Origin of the sequence: Allobosea sp. CS1GBMeth4 (assembly GCF_900185715.1) — a bacterium.
GTDB lineage: Bacteria > Pseudomonadota > Alphaproteobacteria > Rhizobiales > Beijerinckiaceae > Allobosea.
Genome location: NZ_FYAS01000030.1, coordinates 198,303 through 221,024 on the forward strand (window position 1 = coordinate 198,303; position 22,722 = coordinate 221,024).

Annotated in this window: 22 protein-coding genes; 7 read left to right on the top strand and 15 right to left on the bottom strand. The window is 68.7% G+C overall.

The window, feature by feature from the left end; translation table 11 throughout:
- Window positions 1–144: 144 nt before the first annotated feature.
- Entirely contained in the window at window positions 145–432 is a 288-nt protein-coding gene (locus CS1GBM4_RS18235; protein WP_186420153.1) for an SH3 domain-containing protein, read from the top strand.
- Between the two features lie 177 nt (window positions 433–609).
- Here the strand turns inward: CS1GBM4_RS18235 and CS1GBM4_RS18240 are convergent, their stop codons facing one another.
- Genes CS1GBM4_RS18240 through CS1GBM4_RS18250 form a run of 3 tightly spaced genes read right to left on the bottom strand, consistent with a single transcriptional unit; the run spans window position 610 to window position 2,745 of the window.
- Window positions 610–1,209 carry an HD family hydrolase gene (locus CS1GBM4_RS18240; protein ID WP_186420154.1) on the bottom strand — a complete coding sequence of 200 codons (600 nt, stop codon included), beginning with the start codon at window positions 1,207–1,209 and terminating at the stop codon, window positions 610–612.
- 16 nt (window positions 1,210–1,225) lie between these two features.
- Window positions 1,226–1,861 carry a DNA-3-methyladenine glycosylase I gene (locus CS1GBM4_RS18245; protein ID WP_186420155.1) on the bottom strand — a complete coding sequence of 212 codons (636 nt, stop codon included), beginning with the start codon at window positions 1,859–1,861 and terminating at the stop codon, window positions 1,226–1,228.
- Window positions 1,858–2,745 (bottom strand): folate-binding protein YgfZ, encoded by an 888-nt coding sequence (locus CS1GBM4_RS18250; RefSeq protein WP_186420156.1) that lies wholly within the window; start codon window positions 2,743–2,745, stop codon window positions 1,858–1,860. The genes CS1GBM4_RS18245 and CS1GBM4_RS18250 overlap by 4 nt, the downstream gene beginning before the upstream one ends.
- A 268-nt stretch (window positions 2,746–3,013) precedes the next feature.
- On the opposite strand from CS1GBM4_RS18250, the gene CS1GBM4_RS18255 reads away from it, so the two are divergent.
- The 4 genes from CS1GBM4_RS18255 (at window position 3,014) to CS1GBM4_RS18270 (ending at window position 6,274) form a co-directional block, all read left to right on the top strand.
- Window positions 3,014–3,676, top strand: a complete 663-nt coding sequence (locus CS1GBM4_RS18255) for a dihydrofolate reductase family protein (RefSeq protein WP_186420157.1) — start codon at window positions 3,014–3,016, stop codon at window positions 3,674–3,676.
- A gap of 112 nt (window positions 3,677–3,788) precedes the next feature.
- On the top strand, window positions 3,789–4,211 hold the full coding sequence (locus CS1GBM4_RS18260) for a YciI family protein (protein WP_186420158.1): 423 nt from the start codon (window positions 3,789–3,791) through the stop codon (window positions 4,209–4,211).
- A 69-nt stretch (window positions 4,212–4,280) separates the two neighbouring features.
- Window positions 4,281–4,706 carry a YciI family protein gene (locus CS1GBM4_RS18265; protein ID WP_186420159.1) on the top strand — a complete coding sequence of 142 codons (426 nt, stop codon included), beginning with the start codon at window positions 4,281–4,283 and terminating at the stop codon, window positions 4,704–4,706.
- A gap of 281 nt (window positions 4,707–4,987) precedes the next feature.
- Complete coding sequence (locus tag CS1GBM4_RS18270) at window positions 4,988–6,274, top strand: RNA polymerase sigma factor (RefSeq protein WP_186420160.1); 1,287 nt, start codon at window positions 4,988–4,990, stop codon at window positions 6,272–6,274.
- 81 nt (window positions 6,275–6,355) lie between these two features.
- On the opposite strand, the gene CS1GBM4_RS18275 is transcribed toward CS1GBM4_RS18270, so the two are convergent.
- The 5 genes from CS1GBM4_RS18275 to CS1GBM4_RS18295 all read right to left on the bottom strand — a co-directional run bounded on the left by CS1GBM4_RS18275 (window position 6,356) and on the right by CS1GBM4_RS18295 (window position 11,639).
- A complete protein-coding gene (locus tag CS1GBM4_RS18275) occupies window positions 6,356–6,625 on the bottom strand; it encodes a hypothetical protein (protein ID WP_244607299.1) in 270 nt (89 codons plus the stop codon).
- A gap of 300 nt (window positions 6,626–6,925) precedes the next feature.
- Window positions 6,926–7,654, bottom strand: a complete 729-nt coding sequence (locus tag CS1GBM4_RS18280; protein WP_186420161.1) for an SDR family oxidoreductase — start codon at window positions 7,652–7,654, stop codon at window positions 6,926–6,928.
- On the bottom strand, window positions 7,651–9,303 hold the full coding sequence (locus tag CS1GBM4_RS18285) for an FGGY-family carbohydrate kinase (RefSeq protein ID WP_186420162.1): 1,653 nt from the start codon (window positions 9,301–9,303) through the stop codon (window positions 7,651–7,653). The genes CS1GBM4_RS18280 and CS1GBM4_RS18285 overlap by 4 nt, the downstream gene beginning before the upstream one ends.
- A gap of 103 nt (window positions 9,304–9,406) precedes the next feature.
- Window positions 9,407–10,492 (bottom strand): LacI family DNA-binding transcriptional regulator, encoded by a 1,086-nt coding sequence (locus CS1GBM4_RS18290; RefSeq protein WP_186420163.1) that lies wholly within the window; start codon window positions 10,490–10,492, stop codon window positions 9,407–9,409.
- Window positions 10,493–10,637: 145 nt separating this feature from the next.
- A complete protein-coding gene (locus CS1GBM4_RS18295) occupies window positions 10,638–11,639 on the bottom strand; it encodes a 4-hydroxyproline epimerase (RefSeq protein WP_186420164.1) in 1,002 nt (333 codons plus the stop codon).
- A 102-nt stretch (window positions 11,640–11,741) separates the two neighbouring features.
- On the opposite strand from CS1GBM4_RS18295, the gene CS1GBM4_RS18300 reads away from it, so the two are divergent.
- Both CS1GBM4_RS18300 and CS1GBM4_RS18305 read left to right on the top strand, forming a co-directional pair.
- On the top strand, window positions 11,742–12,776 hold the full coding sequence (locus CS1GBM4_RS18300; RefSeq protein WP_186420165.1) for an Ldh family oxidoreductase: 1,035 nt from the start codon (window positions 11,742–11,744) through the stop codon (window positions 12,774–12,776).
- 178 nt (window positions 12,777–12,954) lie between these two features.
- Window positions 12,955–13,773 (top strand): nucleotidyltransferase domain-containing protein, encoded by an 819-nt coding sequence (locus CS1GBM4_RS18305; protein ID WP_186420166.1) that lies wholly within the window; start codon window positions 12,955–12,957, stop codon window positions 13,771–13,773.
- A gap of 117 nt (window positions 13,774–13,890) precedes the next feature.
- Here CS1GBM4_RS18305 and CS1GBM4_RS18310 read toward each other — a convergent pair whose 3' ends face one another.
- The 7 genes from CS1GBM4_RS18310 to CS1GBM4_RS18340 form a co-directional block, all read right to left on the bottom strand.
- Window positions 13,891–14,850 (bottom strand): dihydrodipicolinate synthase family protein, encoded by a 960-nt coding sequence (locus tag CS1GBM4_RS18310; protein WP_186420167.1) that lies wholly within the window; start codon window positions 14,848–14,850, stop codon window positions 13,891–13,893.
- 172 nt (window positions 14,851–15,022) lie between these two features.
- Window positions 15,023–15,727 carry a GntR family transcriptional regulator gene (locus CS1GBM4_RS18315; RefSeq protein ID WP_186420168.1) on the bottom strand — a complete coding sequence of 235 codons (705 nt, stop codon included), beginning with the start codon at window positions 15,725–15,727 and terminating at the stop codon, window positions 15,023–15,025.
- A gap of 176 nt (window positions 15,728–15,903) precedes the next feature.
- The gene (locus CS1GBM4_RS18320) at window positions 15,904–18,180 is read right to left on the bottom strand and encodes a TIM-barrel domain-containing protein (protein WP_186420169.1); all 2,277 of its coding nucleotides are present in this window, start codon (window positions 18,178–18,180) and stop codon (window positions 15,904–15,906) included.
- Window positions 18,181–18,196: 16 nt separating this feature from the next.
- Window positions 18,197–19,264 carry a sn-glycerol-3-phosphate ABC transporter ATP-binding protein UgpC gene (gene ugpC / locus CS1GBM4_RS18325; RefSeq protein WP_186420170.1) on the bottom strand — a complete coding sequence of 356 codons (1,068 nt, stop codon included), beginning with the start codon at window positions 19,262–19,264 and terminating at the stop codon, window positions 18,197–18,199.
- Window positions 19,264–20,316: a carbohydrate ABC transporter permease gene (locus tag CS1GBM4_RS18330; RefSeq protein WP_186420171.1), complete on the bottom strand. Its 1,053-nt coding sequence runs from the start codon at window positions 20,314–20,316 to the stop codon at window positions 19,264–19,266. Before CS1GBM4_RS18330 ends, ugpC begins: the two co-directional genes overlap by 1 nt.
- The gene (locus CS1GBM4_RS18335; protein WP_186420172.1) at window positions 20,313–21,341 is read right to left on the bottom strand and encodes a sugar ABC transporter permease; all 1,029 of its coding nucleotides are present in this window, start codon (window positions 21,339–21,341) and stop codon (window positions 20,313–20,315) included. Before CS1GBM4_RS18335 ends, CS1GBM4_RS18330 begins: the two co-directional genes overlap by 4 nt.
- Window positions 21,342–21,346: 5 nt before the next feature.
- The gene (locus tag CS1GBM4_RS18340) at window positions 21,347–22,639 is read right to left on the bottom strand and encodes an ABC transporter substrate-binding protein (RefSeq protein ID WP_244607295.1); all 1,293 of its coding nucleotides are present in this window, start codon (window positions 22,637–22,639) and stop codon (window positions 21,347–21,349) included.
- Window positions 22,640–22,722 lie beyond the last annotated feature (83 nt).

The following is a 22,722-nucleotide window of genomic DNA, read 5'->3' on the forward strand; positions in this document are numbered from 1 at the left end:
TCAAAGTCGAGCCTGAGCTTCTGGCGATCCTGAATCACTGTTGCAGTGCGGCAACAACCGCGCGAGCGAAAACCGCTCTGGACCGGACATGGCACCGCCATGTGACGGCGCGGGGCGCGCCGGTCGACGATCGGAGATGCGCTCATGACCGCCAGCCGCCTCGGCCTGTACGCCGCAATCCTCGCCGGCTGCCTGACGGCGGCGCCGGCGCTCGCCCAGAACCGCTGCGCCGTCACCGATCCGACCGGCACCCCGCTCAACATCCGCGAGACTCCGAACGGCGAGATCATCGGCCGCGTCAGCAACGGCGCCGGGATCCGGGTGATCAACACCGGCTCGGACGAGCGCGGCCGGGCCTGGGCGCTGATCAGCCCGCGCGGCCGCAACCATGTGGTGGGCTGGGTCTATCGGGAGTTTGTTTCCTGCTATTGAGGCCGGACGCTACCGGCGACGATAAAGCCGCGGGGCCCCCCTTCTCCCATGGGGGAGAACGGCAGGGATGAGGGCCTGCCCCAGCCACGGAAGGCGCAGCCGCTCGGAGGGTCGCCCTAGCGGTCAGCGGCAGCCCCTCACCCTACCCCTCTCATCCGGAAGAGGGGATCCTGCACCTCATCCTGTTAGTTCGCCAAAGCGCGCCAGGAACGCTCCCTGCGCCGCTTCCGTCGCCTGCGGCTCGAGCAGCGCCAGGATCTCGCGCGGCAGGGCCTGCGGCCGGCCGAAGAAGCGCAGCGCCTCCGCGCGCTCAAAGCCGGCGAGCTCCGTCGCCTCGAGGAAGGCGGCGATCTTGTCGGCGTCCTTGGTCCTGCGCTTCACGATCGCCGGCGTCGCCGCCGGCAGCCCGAAGCGCAGATGGATCGCCGCGAGCAGGCGCAGCTCGACGCCCTTGTAGGCGTCGCCCATCACCGCCTTGAACGGCGAGATCATGTCGCCGATCACGTATTCCGGCGCATCGTGCAGGAGCGCCATCAGGCGCCAGCCGCGCGGCCAGTCCGGGTTGAGATGGCCCGCGATGGCCTCGACCAGTAGGCAATGTTGCGCCACCGAGAAGGAATGCACCCCACGAGTCTGGCCGTTCCAGCGGGCGACGCGGGCGAGGCCATGGGCGATGTCCTCGATCTCGACATCGAGCGGCGATGGGTCGAGCAGGTCGAGCCGGCGGCCCGACAGCATGCGCTGCCAGGCGCGCGGCGGGGCCGGAGGCTTCGCCATCAGGGCTTCTCCGCCATCAGGCGGCGGGGCGGGTGTCGCGGGCGAGCGCCGCGCATTCCCGCCAGCGGAAGCAGCCGGTCAGGTGGTCGTTGACCATGCCGCAGGCCTGCATCACCGCATAGACGATGGTCGGGCCGCAGAAGGTGAAGCCGGCCGCCTTGAGCTCCTTCGAAATCGCCCGCGACACGGCGGTCTCGGCCGGCACCTCCTCATGCGTGCGGAAGGCGTTCTGGACCGCACGCCCGTCGAGATGCTTCCAGAGGAAGTCGCTGAAGGGCCCCTTCTCGCTGAGCCTGAGATAGGCCTGCGCGTTGCGGATCGTGCCCTCGATCTTGCCGCGATGACGGACGATGCCGGCATCGGCCAGCAGCCGCTGGACATCGGCTTCGCCGAAGCGGGCGACCTGTTCCGGCTCGAAACCGGCGAAGCCGGTGCGGAAGGCGTCGCGCTTCCTCAGGATGGTGATCCAGGACAGGCCGGCCTGGAAGCCGTCGAGCATCAGCTTTTCCCAGAGCGCGCGGGAATCGTATTCCGGCACGCCCCATTCGCTGTCGTGATAGGCAAGGTAGAGCGGGTCGCTCCCCGGCCAGATGCAGCGATATTTGCCGTCCGGCCCCTCGACCGCCTCGCGCCCGCCCGTCTGCATGCTCATGCCGCCGCTCCGAATTCCGGCTCTCCCGGATAGGGGAAGCGGATGAAGGGCGGCTTCGGCGCCAGGGCGAAGGCCAGGCCGCCGGCGTCGAGCACCTGGCCCGCGGCGAGCGCGTCCGCCACCCGGTCGAGCCGGAGCAAAGCGAGGCCGCGGCCATCGGCGCAGGAGCCGACGCGGCCGATCGGCTTGCCGCCGGCGCTGGCCTCGACCCCGTCCTCCGGATTGACGCCGTCGCTGAACAGGACCGGCACGACGCGCGAGCGGGCGGTGCCGCGATGCTGCATGCGCGAGACGACCTCCTGGCCGATATAGCAGCCCTTGCTGAAGGAGACGCCGCCGAGCTGGTCGAACAGCGCCTCGTGCGGGAAGGCGTCGCCATAGAGGAAGTCGCGCCCGCCATCGGGAATGCCGAGGGCGATCCGGCGGGCGTGGTAATCCGCCATCGCTGCGTCGGCGAGCTCGTCGGCGCCGTCGCGGTCGACGATCGCGCGTTCGCCGAGCTCCGGCAGGCGCGGATCGTCATAGGCCAGCCCCACATCCGCCGGCAGCGCGCCGCCATCGGTCGCGGCGATCACCGCCGTGCTCTCGCTGAGATCGTCCAGCGCGACCCTGGCGCGCAATCTGTAGAGCTTCAGCTTCTTCATCAGGTCGGGGATCTGGAGCAGCGGCGCGTCGAGCAGGAAGCCGCCGCCCTCGTCGTCGGGGATAGCGACGATCAGAAAATCGCCGATGATCTTGCCCTGCGGTGTCAGCAGCCCGCCATAGCCGGCACGCCCGGGCGTGACGGTCTCCATCGCATTGGTGACGATATTGTCGAGGAAATCGCGGGCGTCGTCGCCGCTGACGCGGATGACGCCGCGGTCGACCAGTCTGGTTGCCGGCATGGCGAGGCTCTTTCGGCGAAGGCTGTTTCGGCGCGGGCGCCGTTCGCCCCGATAGTTAGGGCGCTTCGGGCCGGGGCTCAACCGATGCCGCCAGGCGAGCCAGGATTCGGGTGCCTCGTCCTGCCGCCGGATTTTTTTTCCGGGTGCTGTCGATCCCGGCTCTGCCCATTCGACGTGGAGGCAAGGAGCAGCGGAACGGGCGAATTCCTGGCCGCGCGGAGCTCCGGGCTTCACGAGCCGACAGGCTCCTTCGACCGGGAGAACCATGATGAGACAAGTCGTTGCCGCCACCTTCGTGTCACTCGACGGCGTCATGCAGGCGCCGGGCGGCCCGCAGGAGGACAGCAGGGGCGGGTTCAGCCATGGCGGCTGGACCTTCCACTACTGGGACGAGCCGATGGGCAAGGTCATGGACAAGGCTTTTGCCGAGGACTTCTCCCTGCTGCTCGGGCGCAGGACCTACGACATCTTCGCGGCGCATTGGCCCTATGCCGGCGACGATCCGATCGCGGTCAAGTTCAACGCCGCGATCAAATATGTCGCGACCTCGGAGCCGCAGACGCTGACCTGGCAGAATTCGGTCGCGCTGCGCGGCGACGTCGCCGCCGAGGTCGCGGCCCTCAAGCGCCAGGACGGGCCGAAGCTCCTGCTGCAGGGCTCGGGCGAATTGATCCAGGCGCTGCTGGCGAAGGACCTGATCGACGAGGTCACGCTGCTGACCTTCCCGCTCGTGCTCGGCGAGGGCAAGCGCCTGTTCGGCCCGGGCACCATTCCTGCCGCCTTCAGGCTCGTCGAGAGCGGAGTCTCGAGCACCGGCGTGATCATGGCGACCTATCGCCGCGAGGGCGAGATCACCACCGGCTCCTTCGCCATGGCGGAGCCGAGCGCGGCGGAAATCGCGCGCCGCGAGATATTTGCGGCCGAGGGCTGAAGAATTTTTCCGGAGCCTGTCGATCAGGGCGCGCCTCGATCGACGTGATGACGGAGGGCGGGATTTCTCCCGCCCCGTAGCGAAGCGAAACCAACCCGACGGGAGAAGACCGATGCGTGTGATGGTTCTGGTCAAGGCCGACAAGGACAGCGAAGCCGGCGTGATGCCGAGCGAGGACATCCTCACCAAGATGGGCGCCTACAACGAGGAGCTGGTGAAGGCCGGAGTGATGCTCGCCGGCGAAGGGCTGCATCCGAGCTCGAAGGGGCTGCGCATGCGCTTTTCGGGGACGCAGCGGACGATCACCGACGGCCCCTTCGCCGAGACCAAGGAGCTGCTGGCCGGCTTCTGGATCTGGCAGGTGCGCTCCTTCGACGAGGCGGTCGAATGGCTGAAGCGCGCCCCCTTCGACGGCGGCACCGAGATCGAGCTGCGTCCGATCTTCGAGATGGAGGATTTCGGCGCGGCGCTGACGCCGGAGCTGCGCGAGCAGGAGGAGCGCCTGCGCGCCGAGACGGCGAAGCTCAGCGGCTGAGCTGCGAACAGTCCACAATCCCCGCAATCCGGACCGGCGAGGCCGGTCCGCCATCCCAGGGAGAAGACCATGCGTTTCATGATTCTGGTCAAGGCGACCAAGGACAGCGAGGCCGGCGCGCCGCCGAGCCAGGAACTGCTCGAAGCGATGATGGCCTATAACGAGGAGCTGGTGAAAGCCGGCATCATGAAGGGCGGCGACGGCCTCCAGCCGAGCGCGAAGGGCGTGCGCGTCCAGTTCGACGGCGCCAGGCGCTCCGTCGTCGACGGCCCCTTCGCCGAGACCAAGGAGCTCGTCGCGGGCTACTGGCTCTGGGAGTGCAAGTCGCTCGACGAGGCGATCGCATGGGTCAAGCGCTGCCCCAATCCGATGCCCGGCCCGTCCGAGATCGAGATCCGCCCGCTCTACGACCTCGCCGATTTCGGCGAGATCGTCACGCCCGAGGTCGAGGCGACCTGGGACCGCCTCAAGAGCGAGATCGGCGACAAGGGCTGAGCCATCGCGCACGGCCCTTCCCCAGGGTCGTGAGCTCGGAGTCATCTGTCTCCTCGTCAGTCCGGCCGCAGCGAAGCGGAGCGCCGGAATCCATCGTGGAACGCAGCGCCCTACGATGGCTTCCGGATCTGCGCCGCTTTCGCGGCTGTCCGGAACGGCGCGGAGGGAGACTTCCGTCTCGTTCAAGACCCAATCGGTCGGCTCTGAACTCGGGCTCACAGCCTGCAGCAGCGCCTGCACCGCTTGCCAGACCCGCCTGCTGATGGTGTGTATCGCAGCCGATGACGGCAAGCGATGCACACCGCGCCATCGAGGCGGTCTTCCGGATCGAGTCTCCGAAGCTGATCGCGGGCCTCGCCCGCCTCACCCGCGATGTCGGCCGGGCAGAGGAACTGGCGCAGGACGCGCTCGTCGCCGCGCTCCAGCAATGGCCGGACGAGGGCGTGCCGCGCAATCCCGGCGCCTGGCTGATGCAAGCCGCCAAGCACCGCGCCCTCGACGGCCTTCGGCGCGACAGGATGCTGAAACGCAAGCATGAGGAGATCGGCCGCGACCTAGACGAGGAGGACGATCCGGTCGCGCAGATCGAGCAGGCGCTCGACGACGAGCTCGGCGACGACCTGCTCAGGCTGATCTTCACCGCCTGCCACCCGGTGCTCGCGGTCGAGGCGCGACTGGCGCTGACCTTGCGCCTGATCGGCGGGCTCACCACCGAGGAGATCGCCCGCGCCTTCCTGGTGCCGGAGCCGACCATGGCGCAACGTCTCGTCAGGGCGAAGAAGGCGCTGGCCGAGGCCGGGGTGCCCTATGAGGTGCCGCACGGGCCCGAGCTGGCGAACCGGCTCGCCTCCGTGCTCGAGGTGGTCTACCTGATCTTCAACGAGGGCTATGCCGCGACCGCCGGCGAGGACTGGGTGCGCCCGGCCCTGTGCCAGGAGGCGATGCGGCTCGGGCGCGTCCTCGCCGGCCTCGCGCCGCTGGAGCCGGAGGTGCACGGCCTCGTCGCGTTGATGGAGCTCCAGGCCTCGCGCCTGCGCGCCCGCATTGGCGCCGATGGCGAGCCGGTCCTGCTGCTCGACCAGAACCGGGCGCGCTGGGACCGGCTGCTGATCAATCACGGCCTCGGGGCGCTGGCGACCGCGCGGAGCCTGTCGGCTGCGCCCGGGCCTTACGTGCTGCAGGCCGAGCTCGCCGCCTGCCATGCGCGGGCCCGCACCGCCGATGAGACCGACTGGCGCCGGATCGCGGCGCTCTACGGTGCGCTCGGCGCGCTGACGCCCTCGCCCGTGATCGAGCTCAACCGCGCGGTCGCGGTCGCGATGGCGGATGGGCCGGCGGCGGGGCTCGCGCTGGTCGACGCGCTCGCCGGCGCTCCTGCGCTAAAGAACTACCATCTTCTGCCGAGCGTGCGGGCCGACCTGCTGGTCAAGCTCGGTCGCCATGGCGAGGCGGAGGCCGAGTTCAGCCGCGCCGCCGCCATGACCAGGAACCGGCGTGAGCGCGAGCTGCTGCTGGGCCGGGCGCAGAGCGCGCGGGAGGCAAGTCAAGCCACCCCGGCTGCGTCCTGAACCACGTCGTCATTCCGGCCATAGCGAAGCGGAGCGCCGGAATGACGGTCGATTTTCTACGAGTGCGCGAGCGCAGTAGGCTCAGTGCCGCGTGCCGATGGTGAAGTTGCCGCAGCGAATCTTCTCCGGCAGCGCTTCGGCGAAGACGGCGGTCGCCTCCTCGCCATAGGTCTCGACCAGCGTGCGCATCGCCGCGAACAGGGCCGCGTGGGCGAGCGCGTCGGAATCGAGCCCGTCCTGGCGCGCTTCGGCGAAGGCGTCCTCGACATAGCAATAGGCGACGCGGCGGGCGTCCTTGACGTCCTCGGCGAGCGTCGGGTCGAGCGGCAGGTCGTCGGAGAGCACGGACATGAAGGCAGCGGACCCGGCGTCGAAGGAACCAACGGGCGGAACGGCGCGCGAGGCGACCATCCCGGTGATTTGCCCGCCGACAATACGGTCCGGCATGCGCGGGCGCCATCACGGTCTTTAAGAAAGGTTAATTCGCAGGGGACAATTCTGCCTAAGGCTGGCGCAACGCCGTCCCGATTCCGGGTCGCGCAGCCTTCCGTCGGGCGCCGATCGCCATCCGGCTCCGTGCCTGAGCACCGGATTGCCCCGAGATGCGACACCCACCCTCGGGGCCGCAGCTCCGACGCCACTCGCCTTTACCTAGAGATCCGTGCTTTGGGGCAGGATCACGAGGTCCCTGATGGTGACGGTCCGGGGCCGCGTCAGCATGAAGTGAACGGCCTCCGCCACCTCCTCGGCCTCGAGCAGGCCGCCGCGGGCACGCTCGGCCGCTAGCTTCTCGGGCGGCCAGTCGGCGATCAGCGCGGTCGCCACCGGGCCGGGCAGGACCGCCCCGACACGCAGCCCATGCGGGATGACCTGGCGCCGGACCGTATGGACGAAGGCCTGTACCGCGTGCTTCGAGGCGGTGTAGACGGGCTCCCACACCACCGCCTCGACGCCGGCGACCGAGCTGGTCACCAGGATGTCGCCGGTCCTGCGCCCGATCATGTGCGGCAGCACCGCGCGGACGCTGCGGAACACCGCGTTGACGTTCAGAGTGAGCATGCGGTCCCAGGCGTCCGGATCGCCGTCCGCGACAGGCCCGCCGACATAGGAGCCGGCATTGGCGTGGAAGATGTCGAGCTGCCCCGTCTCGGCGAGGATGCGCGGCATCATTCCGGCGACCGATGCGGGCTCGGCCAGGTCGACGACCAGCGGCGATGCCGGCGCGCCGAGCGCCTGGCAGGCGCGAGCGAGCGCTTCGCCGTCGCGGTCGATCAGGACGACGCGCGCTCCGGCGGCGACCAGCCGCTTCGCGCAGGCGAGCCCGATCCCCGAAGCGGCCCCGGTGATCGCGGCGACTTTTCCGCTCAGTTCCTGCATCACCTCGTCTCCCTCGCCTGGTCGTCCTGCGGCGCCCGCATGAGCTCGCGCGCGGCTCGCGCCGCCTGCTGAAGCCGGCCGAAGGCGGCGAAGCGCCGCTCGTGCAGGCTGGCGACGTCCCCGCCCGCGGGCAGGCAGGCGCCGGCCCCGGGCGCCATGCGCGACATGGCCTCCTCCAGTGACGCGAACAGGCCGGCCGCCGTCGCGCCGAGCATCGCCGAGCCGAGGAGGACCGGGTCGACGCCGTCGGGGACGAGCACCGGCAGCCCGGTACAATCGGCCAGCATCTGCCGGATCAGCGGATCGCGCCCGGCGCCGCCGCTGAGAACGATGGCTTCGATCGCGGCGCCCGCGGCGCGGCTCGCCTCGAGAATCTGCCGCAGCCCGTAGCCGATCCCCGTCAGGCCGGCGACGTAGAGCGAGACCAGATGCACAAGATCGCGCTCCATGCCGAGCCCGGCGATCAGGCCGCGCGCCTGCGGGTCGGCCTGCGGCGAACGGTTGCCGAGGAAATCGGGCACGACGACGAGTCCTCCGGCCAGACGCACCGCATCGGATGCGTCGCCGGCCCGCGCCAGCGCCTGCGCGGCCAGCCAGGCCGGCGTCGAGAGGTCCGCGGCCGCCGCCAGCGACCCGGCTTCCGCCGCCGCCGGATGGAAGGCGATCAGTTGCTCGATCGCGGCGCCGGCACCCGACTGGCCGCCTTCGTTCAGCCAGAAGCCCGGGGCCATGGCGGAGAAATACGGGCCCCAGAGTCCGGGAATGAAGCGCGGCTCGCGGCTGCTCGTCAGGGTACAGGCCGAGGTCCCGAAGACATAGGCCATCCGCGTCAGCGCCGTGCCATGGGGCGAGACGACGCCGATCGAGCCGACGCCGCCGGCATGGGCGTCGATCAGCCCCGCCGCGACGGCCGTTCCCGGCCGCAGGCCGAGCTCGGCGGCGGCCCGCGCCGTCAGGCCGCTGCCCAGCGCGGTCCCGCCCGGCACGATCTCCCGGCCGATGCGGGCGAAGCCGTCCTCGCCGAGGTCGCCGAGCCCGACCTCGGCGAAATAGCCGCCGTCCCAGCGCGCCTCATGCGCGAGATAGGTCCATTTGCAGGTCACCGTGCAGGTCGACCGCGCCAGCGAGCCGCTGGCGCGCCAGGTCAGGAAATCGGTCAGATCGAAGAACTGCCAGGCCGCCGCATAGGTCCGCGGCAGAGTCTCCTTGAGCCAGAGCAGCTTCGGCGTCTCCATCTCGGGCGAGATCGTGCCGCCGACATAGGCGAGCACCGGATGCCCGCCGCGATTGATCCGCTCGGCCTGGTCGAGGGCGCGATGATCCATCCAGACGATGACGTCGCGGCTGGAGTCGCCATGGCGGCCGACGGGGAGAGGCGTCCCGCCCTCGCCCAGCACCACCAGCGAACAGGTCGCGTCGAAGCCGATCCCGGCCACCGCCTCCGGCGCCAGCCCGGCCTGGGCCATGGCCTCGCGCACGCAGGCGCAGACGGCGCGCCAGATGTCGTCGCTCGACTGCTCGGCGATGTCGGGCCCGTCCCGATACAGGGCGATGTCGTGCTTCGCCGTCGCGACCATCCGCCCGCTTCGGGTGAAGATGCCGGCGCGGGCGCTGCCGGTGCCGACATCGATGCCGACGACGTATTCGCTCATGACAGGCGCTCCGCAGGCTGGGTCCGTACCGTTCGCTGAGACACGCTTTCCCTCCGAGACGATCTCGACGCGGGCTGCGCGTCCGGCAACCCAGCGTCGCCGATCAGTGAACGGCGCGAGCCGGCGGCAGCGCCGACGCGGCGTCCGGCGGATCGGGCCCGAGATCGGAACCGCCGGCGGACGGCATGTCGCGCACGGAATCGCGGACCTGCAGGCTCGTCTGCAGCACGAGCCGTTGCGGCGGCGCGGCGTCGCCATCCATGCGCGCGCGCAGCCTCCGCCAGGCCGCGGCCGCGATCTCCGCGACCGGCTGCCGGATCGCCGTGACGCCGGTCCTGCGCGCGCTCATCCAGGGATAGTCGTCGAAGCCGACCACGGAGACCGGATCGGGGCTGTCGATGCGCAGGCGCGCCAGGGCCGTGAGCGTGGCCAGCGTGGTGACGTTGGTCAGCGCGATGACGGCGCCCGGCCGCCGATGCCGCTCGAGCCAGTGCTGGAAGACGTCGGCGCCGCGCTCGGCCTGCGAGCCGAGCTCCAGCACGGTCGCGGCGCAACCGCCCCGCGCATGGATCAGCTCGCAGGCGCCGCGGACGCGCTCCCGGATCGGCGAGACGGCGAGGCTGGAGGCCGCGACGACGATGTCGCGATGCCCCCGGTCGACGAGATGGCGGGCGGCGATCTCGCCCGCTTCGCGATTGTCGATCGCGACCGTGTCGACGACGCTGCCCGCCGGCGGTACGCGGTCGGCGAGCACCAGCGGCAGCCGGCCGATCTCGCCGTCCAGGCCGGCGGGCAGGGCGTCGCTGCAGGGCACGACGATCAGCCCCGCCGGGCGCCAGGCCAGCAGCGCGCGCAGCCGCGATCGCTCCAGGGCCGGATCGTCGCGCGAGCTGGCGACGATGATGTCGTAGCCGTCGGCCCCGGCCCTGATCTCGAGCTGCGAGACCAGCGCGGTGAAGAAGGCGTCGTCGAGATCCGGCACCAGCACGCCGACCACGCGCGCCTGCCCCGAGCGCAGCCGCGAGGCGGCGCGGTCGACCTGGTAGGACAGCTCCTGCGCCGCCTGGCGGACGCGCGCCTGGAGCGCGGCATTGACCGGCTTGCTGCCGCTGAAGACGTTGGAGACGGTGGCGATCGAGACGCCGGCCCGCGCCGCGACATCCTTGATCGTGATGCGCTTTCCGCCCACGCTTCCATCCTGTTAAACGTTTAACGGAAAAACGTTTAACAGGACGGAAGCGGCTCGGCAATCATGCGGCGCAGCAGAGCTCGCGTACCTTCGAAGCGGGCGGCCGCGCTCCGGGCGATCGGCCTCGGCACCGGAAAGCCCTCGCCTACTTCACCACGAAGCCGTGCGCGAACGGGTCGCGATCGTCGATGAAGATGGTGTTGTAGCCGGTCATGCGGGCCCAGCCGGCGATCGAGGGGATGATCGCCTCGCGGTTCGCGACCGTCGTCGCCGCCTCGACCCGGCCCTTGAACAGCGAGCCGATGATCGATTCATGGACGAACTCGTCGCCGACCGCGAGCTTGCCCTTGGCGGCGAGCTGCGCCATCCGCGCCGAGGTGCCGGTGCCGCAGGGCGAGCGGTCGATCGCCTTCTCGCCGTAGAACACGGCGTTGCGGGCATGGGCGCCGTCCTGCGTCGCCTTGCCGGTCCACTGGATATGGGAGAGCCCCCGGATCTCCGGATGCTCCGGATGGACGAACTCGTATTTCGCGTTCAGCGCCGCCCGCAGCTTCGGCGACCAGCCGACCAGCTCGCCGGCGCTGTGATCGGCCATGTCGCGGAAGTTCTTCTGCGGCTCGACGATCGCATAGAAATTGCCGCCATAGGCGACGTCGACGACGATCTCGCCGAGCCCCTCGACCTCGGCCGTCAGCCCTTCCGCGTAGAGGAAGCCCGGGACATTGGTGAGGCGGACCTCCTCGACGAAGCGGCCTTCCTGGCGATAGCTGATGTCGACCTTGCCCGCCGGCGCGTCGATCGAGAGCCTGCCTGGCTCGCGCGGCGTGATCAGCCCGTTCTCGATGCCCATGGTGATCGTGCCGATCGTGCCATGGCCGCACATCGGCAGGCAGCCCGAGGTCTCGATGAACAGCACGGCGACGTCACAATCGGGCCGCGTCGGCGGATAGAGGATAGAGCCCGACATCATGTCGTGGCCGCGCGGCTCGAACATCAGCCCGGTGCGGACCCAGTCGAACTCGCGCAGGAAATGCGCCCGCTTCTCCAGCATGGTCGCGCCTTCCAGGCGCGGGCCGCCGCCCGAGACCAGGCGGACCGGATTGCCGCAGGTGTGGCCGTCGATGCAGGAGAAGGTGTGGCTGGCCATGGTTCAGAACTTTCCTGAGGCGTACAGAGCCTGCTTGAAGTCATGTCGGCTTTTTGAATACAGCATGTATACAGATTTGCAACGGCAGAGCGAGGCAACGCCATGAGCAAGACGACGATCCTCAGCATGGCGGCGCTGACGCGCCGGATCGAGGCGGTCTTCCGCAAGGGCGGATTGTCGCCGCTTCATGCCGCGGCGCTTTCCCGCGTGATCGCCGCCGGCGAGCGCGACGGCTGCAAATCGCATGGCGTCTTCCGGGTCGAGGGCTGCCTGCGCACCATCAAGGCCGGCAAGGTCTCGCCCGAGGCCGACCCCGTCCTGCACGATGACGGCTCGGCCGTGCTGCGCGTTTCGGCCGGCGGCGCCTTCTCCTGCGCCGGCTTCGAGCTGGGAGCCCCCGCCCTCGCCGAGCGAGCCAAGCAGCTCGGCCTGGCCGCGCTGGTGATCAATGACTGCACCCATTTCTCGGCGCTCTGGCCGGAAGTCGAGGCGCTCGCCGAAATGGGCGTCGCCGCGCTGGCGATGTGCCCGAGCTATGCCACCGTCGCGCCGGCCGGTGGAATCAGTGCCCTGCTCGGCACCAACCCGCTCGCCTTCGGCTGGCCGCGCCAGGGTGGGCACCCTTACGTCTTCGACTTCGCCACCAGCGTCGCCGCGCGCGGCGAGATCGAGCTGTACCGCCGGGCCGGCAAGCCCCTGCCCGAAGGCTGGGCGCTCGATTCCGCGGGCCAGCCGACCACCGACCCGACCGCGGCGCTCGCCGGGGCGATGCTGCCCTTTGGCGGGCACAAGGGCTCGGCGATCTCGACCATGATCGAACTCTTGGCCGGGGTGATGATCGGCGACCTGACCAGCCGGGGCGCGCTCGATTTCTTGGGTACCACGACGCTGGCGCCGCAGCATGGCGAGCTGATCCTGGCGTTCTCGCCCGAGCGCTTCGCCGCCGGCCGTCCCGGCGATCCCTTCGCCCGTGCCGAGATCCTGTTCGAGGCGATCGCCGGACAGGGCGCACGCCTGCCCTCGCAGCGCCGCTTCAAGGCCCGCGAAAGCTCGCTGGCGGAGGGCATCGCCCTGACCACCGCCGAGATCGAGCAGCTCGACCGGCTGGAAGCGCTCGGCCTCGACGCAGTCGCCTGACAAACAAGAAAGTCAGAGCCCCGACGCGACTGTCAGCTCACGACCCATAACGGGCATTTTCGAAGGCCGCTCTCGAAGCTTAACGGCGGACGCGCGCAGGCGTAGCAGGCTTGTCAGTGGGCAGCTTGCGCTGACATCCCCGGCTGTCGCATTCTGAGGCGCTGGCCAGGAGAATCGTATGCCCAGCACCCTCCCCAAAGTTCACACAGAATTTCTGGTACGCACTCGCGATGCGGTAGCCTCCGACGAACGGTTCATCGCGCTTCTGATCGGCGGCTCGTACATTCACGGAGGGCTCGACGAACAGTCCGACCTCGACTTCGTGATCATCGTCGAAGACGACAGCTATGCCGACGTCATGGCGTCGCGCATGCGGTTTGCCGAAGCGCTGGGCGGCCTCCTCAGCGCCTTCACCGGCGAGCATGTCGGCGAACCGCGCCTTCTGATTTGCCTCTACGGCCCACCGCTTTTGCACGTCGACTTCAAATTCACCCTCGCTTCCGATCTCGATCGCCAGATCGAACGACGGACCGTTCTGTTTGCCCGCGATCCGGCGGCGATCGAACAACGCATGCAAGCCGGCAGTGTCGCATGGCCGAACCTGCCCTCCGAATGGTTCGAGGCGCGCGCATGGGTCTGGCTGCACTACGCAGCCACCAAGCTTGCTCGCGGTGAGCTTTACGAAGCCATAGGCATGCTCGGCTTCTTCAGGGAGCAGGTGCTCGGCCCACTTCTCTATCGCCGAACCGGCAGGGACCAGCGTGGCGTAAGACGTTTGGAGGCCCTAGGCCTAGACACATCAGACAAGATGGCTGCCACCGTTGCCCGGCACGAGGCCGCGTCGGTCGCGGATGCCATCAAGGCGTCCATCGACTGCTATCTTGACCTGCGTGCTGATGATCCAATGCTGAAACCGACGAGAGGAATGCCGGAACTCCTGTACGATTTCATCGATCGTGCTGTATTGCCGAGCGGCGGCGCCGCACCGAGAGAATAGAAGGCCCGCGACTGCTACCGACCCAACTGAGACATTTGTCACGTCGGGCAGCTTGACACCCATGGCCCAATAAACAGGCCCTCCCATCTCCGGGAAGGCCTGTCCTGAGCAAATGCTTCAAGCGGCCTGCTTCAGCACGGCGGGCTGCTTCGCCCACTGTGCGTACCAGGCGTCGAACAGCTTGAGCTGCGCCTCGACATAGCCGCGCTGGCTCTCGCCGAGCACATCGGTCGGGTTGAAGTGCAGCGTATATTCGGCGTCGCCCTTCAGCACCATCATGTGCTTGAAATAGAGGACGAGCTCCGGCCCCTCGTCGAAGGAGGAGAGCACGGCGAGCGCCGCCTCCAGCTCGAGCGCGAGCCGGCGCGCCTCGACATCGCCCTTCGCCGCGGCCTGGCTCAGGCTGACCATGTGCAGCACTTCCTTCGGCAGCACGCAGCCGATGCCGGTGATCGCGCCGGTCGCGCCGCAATTGACGAAGCCGTGGAAGACGCAGGTGTCGACACCGATCATCAGCGAGACGTCGTCGTCGCGGCTGGTGATGTTTTCCGCGGCGTAGCGCATGTCGGCAGCGCCGCCGAATTCCTTGAAGCCGACCAGATTCGGATGCTCGGCCCGCAGCGCGAAGAACAGGTCGGCGCGGGTGGCGAAGCCGTAATAGGGGCTGTTGTAGATCACCGCCGGCAAGTCCGGCGCGGCGGAAAGGATCGCCTTGAAGTGGTGGCGCTGCGCCTCGACCACCGAACCGCGCGAGAGCACGCGCGGGATCACCATCAGCCCCTTGGCGCCGACCTTCTGGGCATGGGCGGCATGGGCGACGGCGGAGGCGGTATTGACCGCGCCGGTGCCGACGATCACCGGCACGCCCGCCTTCACCAGGGCCTCGACGCCCTGCATGCGCTGCGCATCGGTCAGCAGCGGCCAATCGCCCATCGAGCCGCAATAGACCACGGCCGACATGCCGGCGGCGATCAGCTCCTTGCCCTTGCGCACCAGCGCTTCGAAATCGGGGCTGCGGTCGTCCTTGCAGGGGGTCATCAGCGCCGGCATGCAGCCGGAAAAGATCTGGGCCTTCATCGCGCGCTCCTCGGGCTGGCTGGTTCGTTGGCGGCGTGCCTTCGCCGCTTTGATCGACAGAGATAATACTCTTTGTATTTTATTTGTCGACAAAGAAGTTTGCGACGCAGAATCCCGCCAGCCCAGGCGTCGCGGACAGCTCCGAGATGACGGCGAGGTCTGGGAGAGTGTCCTACAGCGCCGGCGTCTGGCGCCGGTCGCGCGCGATCAGTTGCTGGATCTGCTGGACGATCTGGTCGGCATGGGCCCTGGCCAGCCGGTCGGCGGCCTCGACGTCGCGGGCCGCGATCGCCGCGATCATCTCCTCGTGCTCCGCCACATAGCGCTGCGGCAGGCGATCCTCGAAGGAGGAGTAGTAGAGCCGCAGGATGCGCCGCCCCTCGTCGAGCAGGCGGCAGAACAGCCCGGTATAGTAGGGATTTCGCCCGGCCTCGGCGATGGCCGCGTGGAAATCGCGATTGGTCGCGATCATCGCCAGTGCGTCCTGCGCCGCGACGGCCCGCGCGAAGGCGGCCTGCCGGGCTCGGATGATGTCGAGGTCGGCCGCGACGTGGAACTCGGCGGCCAGCCTCGTGGTGACGCGGTACATCAGCGTGATCGCGTCGAAAAAGGTGTGCAGGTTGAGGAAATCGATGTTCGACACCACCGTGGAGCGGTTGGGCAGCGTCGTCACCAGCCCTTCGCTCGCCAGGCGCACCAGCGCCTCGCGGATCGGCGTGCGCGACATCGACAGGCGCTCGGACAGCTGGATCTCGTCGATCGGGCTGCCGGGCGGCAGCACCAGATCGATGATGTCGTCGCGCAGGATGTCGTAGACGAGCCTGGCGCCCTCGCCACGCTTGCGTTCGGCCGGGGCGGCCGCGATCCTGTCGGTCATGTCGCCCTCCCTTGTCGACATGACGAATACAGATTGCACCCGACGGCAGCAACAGCACAGGGAGCCGTCATTGCGAGCGCAGCGAAGCAATCCAGGACGTCGTCGCTGCCGCTCCTGGATCGCTTCGTCGCCGCGCTCCTCGCAAATGACGGCGACGCCGTTCAGTCAGATCCGCTTCAGCCGCCGATCTGCCGGATCGCGATCTTGTTGAAGCGCGGCTTGGCCTCGCCCTGCTGCTCGATCGCGACCTCGCCATTGCGGACCCGGAAGCGGATCAGCGTCGCCCCGGCGCCGCGCCAGTCGGCGGTCTCGCCGTCGTCCTCGTAGAGCTCGCCGGACGCGCCCTCGACCACGCCGCAGACCAGCAGCTCGCGCTCGTCGCCCATGCCCTTGGGGTCACCGAGCGGGATCAACGCTCCGGCGCGGACGAACAGCGGCAGGCGGCCGAGCGGCGCCGGAACCGTCACGGTGACGCCGCCGGGATAATGCCCGCCCTCGTGCCAGTCGAACCAGCCGCCCTCATGTTGGGGCAGGTAGGCGCTGCGCTCGCGCGCACCGTCCTCCAGCACCGGGGCGACCAGCACGTCCGGACCGAGCATGAAGACGTCGTCGACCGCGACCGCCGCCGCGTCCTGCGGGAAATCGTAGAGCAGCGGGCGCACGGCCGGGATGCCGTCGCGGCTCGCCCGCCACATCTGCGTATAGAGGTAGGGCATCAGCCGGTAGCGCAGCGAAATCGCCTCGCGCACCTGCGGTACCATCTCCGGATACATCCAGGGCAGGTTGACGACCCCGTCATCGTTCCAGGAGTTCATCACCATGCGCGGCCAGAGCGCGCAGAACTCGTTGAAGCGGACGAACAGCTCCGGCCCCGGCGTCGGCCCGTGGAAGCCGCCGACATCGTGGCCGATCGAGAACATCCCCGACAGGCTCATGTTGAGCCCCTGGGTCAGGTTGTAGCGCAGCGTCTTCCAGGCGGTCTCGTTGTCGCCCGACCAGGTCTGGGCATAGCGCGAGATGCCGGCGCAGCCGCCGCGCGTGATCGCATACTGCCGCTTGCCGGGGGCGCGCGCGGCCTGCGCCTCATAGGACAGCTTGGTCATCAGGAGCGGCTGCGCCGGGCGCGCCAGCGCCTGGCGGAACGGGCGGCCGTCGCCGTCGCAGACCGCGTCCTCGTCCCAGATCTCGTATTCGTTGTTGTCGTTCCAGACCGTGTCGAAGCCATGCTCGAGCAGCGCCGTCTCGATGCCGGCGCGCCACCAGGCCCGGCCCTTCGGATTGGTGAAGTCCATGTGGAAGCCGAGCCCGTCCCAGAACTGCGCCACGGCCGGCTCACCGGTCCCGGCATCCTTGACCAGAAAGCCCTGGCCGAGCGCTTCCTCGAGGCGCGGATGGTCGTCGAGCAGGCAGGGCTTGAGGTTGGCGACGGTGCGCATGCCGGCCTTGTTGAGCCGCTTCATCGTCGCCAGCGGATCCGGGAACTTGTCGCGGTTCCAGTTGAAGGCGTAGCGGCGCTGACCGATCTGGGTGTAGCCCGAGCCGAAATGGAACGAGTCGCAGGGGATGGCGTGCTCGCGGCATTTGCCGATGAAGTCGCTGATGCGGGCATCGGCATCGGGTGCGTCGGCGATCGCCATCGAGGTGACGCCGAAACCGAAGGACCAGCGCGGCGCGAAGGCCTGCCCGCCCGTCAGCCAGGAAAAGCGGCGGACCACGTCCGGCACGGCCGGCCCGGCCATGACATAATAGTCGAGATCGCCGTCATCGCCTTTCCAGGAGCGGAACAGGCCATGGTAGTTGTCGAGCGTGCAGCCGAGATCGACGCTGCCGGTCGAGAGGTTGTCGTAGAAGATGCCGTGGGCGCCCGCCTTCCCGTCGACGATGAAGAAGGGCAGCATCTTGTAGAGCGGGTCGGAGAGCTCGGCATCGAAGCCGCAGGGGTCGACCGCGTCGATGGCAAAGCGCCGCCCGGTCCGGTCGAGCGGGCCGGCCTTGTCGCCGAGCCCGTAATGCCGGTCGGCATAGTCGCGCGCCATGAAATGCGAGACCGCCCCGGTGCGCGGCGAGATCAGATAGGCCTGCGTCGTGCGATCCTGCAGGAAGGGCGTCGTCTCGCCCTCGCGCCGCCAGGCGATGCCGAAGGGGCTGAGCGTCACCTCGGCACTGAGGCCGGCCGCCGACAGCGTGACCTTGCCTTCGCTCTCGCTGATGGTCGCCTGCGGGCAGGTGAAACCGGAGAGATCGTCGCGCGGACGCCCCTCATAGGGCGGCTCCAGCCCGCCCGGCGCGATCGACCAGCCGCGGTCGAGCCGGTAGCCGTCCTGCGGCTTCAGCGTCACCCGGCCGATATCGCCTTCGAGGATGCGGACAGCGATCGTCGCGCCGAGGCCGACATCGAACAAGGCGGCTTCGCCGTCGCGGCCGAGATAGCGGCCTTGCGTCAGGGCTTTCATGGGATCTCTCCAGTCGTCAGGACCGGACGGCCCGGCCGTTCTCGTCGAACAGGTGCAGGTGCTGCTGCGGGAAGGCGAGCGCGACACTGTCGCCGCGCTGATGCTCGCTCTGGCCGTCGAGCCTGAGCGTGATCTGCGGCAGGCCGGGCGAAGACCCGTAGAGATAGCTCTCGCCGCCGAGGCGCTCGACCAGCTCGATCGCGAGCGGCACGCCGCCATCCTGCGCCGCGAGTGCGAGATGCTCGGGCCGGATGCCGAGCGTGACCGAGGAGCCCGCAGCGAGGGTCCCGGTCGGGCAGGCGACCTCGTGACCGGCCTCGCCGAGCGCGACCGTGCCGTCCCGCTCCACCTTGCCCGGCAGCAGGTTCATGCGCGGCGACCCGATGAAGCCGGCGACGAACAGGTTGTCCGGCCGGTTGTAGAGCTCGAGCGGCGTGCCGACCTGCTCGATCCGCCCGCCCTGCAGCACGACGATGCGATGCGCCAGCGTCATCGCCTCGACCTGATCGTGCGTGACGTAGATCATCGTGCCGCCGATCTCGGCATGCAGCGCGGCGAGCTCCTTGCGGGTCGCGACGCGCAGTTCGGCGTCGAGATTCGAGAGCGGCTCGTCGAACAGGAAGATCTTGGGGTCGCGCACGATGGCGCGGCCGATGGCGACGCGCTGGCGTTGGCCGCCGGAGAGCGCCTTGGGCTTGCGCTCGAGATAGTCGGTCAGGCGCAGCATGGCGGCGGCGCGCTTCACCCGCCTGTCGATCTCGTCGCGCTTGAAGCCCATATTCTCCAGCGCGAAGGCCATGTTCGCGTAGACGCTCATATGCGGGTAGAGCGCATAGGACTGGAACACCATGGCGAGCCCGCGCTCGGAGGCCGGCAGGCCGGTGACGTCGGCGCCGTCGATCGCGATCGTGCCGCCGGTGATGCTCTCCAGCCCGGCGATCGAGCGCAGCAGCGTCGACTTCCCGCAGCCCGACGGACCGACGAAGACCACGAACTCGCCATCGGCGACGTCGAGGTCGATGCCGTGCAGCACCGTGGTCGCGCCATAGGCCTTGCGGACGCCGGAGAGGCTCAGTCCCGCCATTATTTCATTCCCGTATTGGCGATGCCGGTGGTGATGAAGCGCTGCAGGAAGACGAAGACGAGCGCGACCGGCAGCAGCGTCACCACCGTCATCGCGAGCAGGTAGTGCCATTGCGTCTGCAATTCGCCCTGGAAGGCGTTGAGGCCGATCTGCAGCGTGTAGCTCTCGGTCTTGGTCAGCACCGCGAGCGGCCAGAGGAATTCGTTCCAGCGCCACATGATCGAGAAGATCGCGAGCACGGCCAGCGCCGGCATGGCGAGCGGCATGACGATGCGCCAGTAGATCTGCCACTCCGAGGCCTTGTCCATGCGCGCCGCCTCGATCAGGTCGCGCGGCAGGGTCAGCATGTACTGGCGCAGCAGGAAGACGCCGGTCGGTGTCGCCGCGCCGGGCAGGATCACCGCCCAGAGCGAGTTCACCAGGCCGAGCTTGGTGATGACGAGATAGACCGGCACGAGGATGATGGTGATCGGGATCATCAGCGTGCCGATCACCATCAGCATCACCGCCGTCTTGCCGCGGAATTCGTAGATCGAGAGCGCATAGGCCGCCATCGAGTTGATCACCAGCGTGATCAGCGTCGCCACCGCGGTGACGAAGACCGAGTTCCACAGGAAGCGCATGAAGGCGAAGCGCTCCAGCGGCTCGGTATAGTTCTCGGTCGCGAGCTTGAACTCGCGGACCGCCGTGCGCCTGTCGATCGGCACGCGGATGCTCTGGCCGGGATTGGCCGGATCGACCATCTGCGCCTGGATGCCGATGCGGCGGACCTGCGCCAGCACCCGCTTCGAACCGTCCTCCAGCGTCACCTCGAACAGCGGCAGCGGCTGCGCATGGCCCTCGACCCGGACTTCCTTCTGCGACATCGGCAGCAGCGAAGGCGGGAATTCGAGCAGGCCGGCCTGCGTCTTGAAGGAGGACAGGCCGAGCCAGAGCACGGGGCCGAACATCAGCACGACGCCGAGCGCGAGATAGGCGTAGGCGGCGACGTCGGTCCAGTGCCAGCGGCCGGGGCTGCGGCGGGCCGTCGCCATGCGGGCGAGCCTGTTCATGCCGCCCCCTTGCGGCGGCTCGCCGCCAGTTGGAGGAGCGTCAGCGCGAACAGCACGACCCCGAGCACGACCGAGGCGGCCGCCGCCAGGCCGAAATTCTGGACCTGGTTGGCGAAGGCGGTCTCGTAGATGTAGTGCACCACCATCAGCGTCGCGGTACCCGGGCCGCCGCCGGTCAGCACGAAGACCTCGTCGAAGGTCTGCACCCCGCGGATGAGCGCCAGCACGATCACCACGATCATGTTCGGCCAGAGCAGCGGCAGGGTGATGCGCCAGAACACGCGCCAGCGCGGCGTCGCATCCATCTCGGCGGCTTCGTAGAGATCGGCGGGGATCGCCTGCAGGCCGGCGAGCAGGATCAGCGTGTAGAAGCCCATATGGGCCCAGATCGAGACGAAGACGACCCAGAACATCGCCCAGCTCGGATCGACCAGGAACAGGATGCGCTCGCCGCCGAGGGAGGTGATCGCGGCGTTGAGCAGGCCGTCGCGCTGCAGGATCCATTTCCAGGTCAGCGCGACCACGACCGGCGAGAGCAGCACCGGGAAGAAATAGACCGCGCGGAAGAAGCCGCGCGCCCGGATCTTCATGTTCAGCACCACCGCCGTCAGCAGCGAGAACAGCACCATCGCCGTGACCTGGAAGATGGTGAAGCGCGCCGTATTGGCGACGCCCCGCCAGAAATGATCCTCGCGGCAGGAAGAGGCGTCGAGGAAGGAGCCGCAGTCGAAGAGATAGGCGTATTGCTGCGCCCCGACATAAGGCCGCTCGGAGGGAAAGAGGCCCGCACCGCCCGTCACCGAGAAGATGAAGTTGATGACGAGCGGCAGGAAGACGAAGAGCGAGAAGAAGCCGAGATTGGGCAGCAGGAAGACATAGGCCATCCGCCGCTCGCCGATCAGCCGCTGCAGGCCCTGCATCGGCCAGTCGATCAGGCGCATCGGCAGCGCGAGCGGGGCGGCGAGCAGGCTCGCTGCGCCGGCGCGTTCGGGTTGCGCCGCCGGGATCGGAGCGTCGGAGGCCATCCGGCTTACTTCTTGCGCTCGGCGATCTGCTGGGCGATGTCGGATTCGATCCGCTTATAGGCCTCGTCGAGGCTGCCCTCGCCCGAGATCGCCTGGCCGAGCCGGCTGATCACCGCGTTGAAGATGACGCGATTGCTCGTATAGCCCTGCAACTGGTAGGCGACCGGCGAGAGCTGCGCGACCTGATCCGAGAAGACCTTGAGCGCGGCCTTGGCGTGCGGGCTCGCGCCCTGGTAGTCGAGCCCCTTGGCGGCGATGCCGAGATGGCCGGGCACGAACAGCGAGCGGGCGTAGAACTCGCTCAGAACCGGCTCGCTGGCCAGGTATTCCATGACCTTGGCGACGGCCTCCGGGCTCTTGGTCGTCTTGATCGCGACGAGACCGGCCCCGCCCGGCATGCCCGAGCAGGCGCCGGCGCCGCAGGGAGCGGGCACCGCGATCCAGTCGAAGGCGTCGCCCACCGTCTTGTCGAACTGGGCGATCTGCCAGGAGCCCGACTGGTACATCACCACCTGGGCGTTCTTGAACTCGTCGTTGGCGCCGCGATAGGCGGTGCCGGAGACCGAGCCCCAGAGCTCCTTCTTCATCACGCCGGCGTTGTGCCAGTCATAGACCAGCTTGGCGCCGCGCTTGAAGCCGTCGTCGATCACCGCCGGCTCGCCCTTGGCGTCGAAGACCTTGGCGCCCTCCGAGATCGCGACCGAGAAGAAGCGGTGGCCGGAGCGGTCCATCGCCAGCGGGAACGGGGCCTGGACCTTGGCGGCGACCTCCTTGACCGTCTTGCCCCATTCCTCCCAGCTCGTCTTCGGGCCCGGAAGCGCGATGCCGGCCTGCTCGAACAGCGTCTTGTTGACGAAGGGCCCGGAGACGGTCAGCTGCGTCATGAAGCCGGTGATCGCCTTGGCGTCGCCCTCCGGGCGCATCCACGGCAGGAAGGGGCCGAAATTCTTCTCCCAATAGGCGGCGTCCTTGAGATGCGGCCGCAGGTCGAGCGCATAGCGGGCGACGCCGCCGAGATCGACGACGCGGGCGATGTCCGGCCCCTGGCCGGAGGCGAGCTGGACGGGCAGGTTCTCGGTGATGGCCTTGTAGGGCACCTGGTCGAGCACGACCTTGATGTCCTTGTTCTGGGCCTCGAAACGCTTGAGCAGGTCGGTGAGGACCTCGCCCTCGTTGCCGTCGGAGTACCAGGCGATGCGGACCGTGGTCTGGGCCTGCGCCGAGTCGCTCGCAACGAAGCCGCCCATGGCGAGGCCGGCCGTCAAGGCGAGCGCCGAAATCCAATGCTTGCTGTGCATGAGCGTTCCATCCCCGCTTGAGACGACGCCTCCAGGGCGTCTTGACTTCTAGTAAGGCAAACGTTTGCCTAGCTTGTCAATCC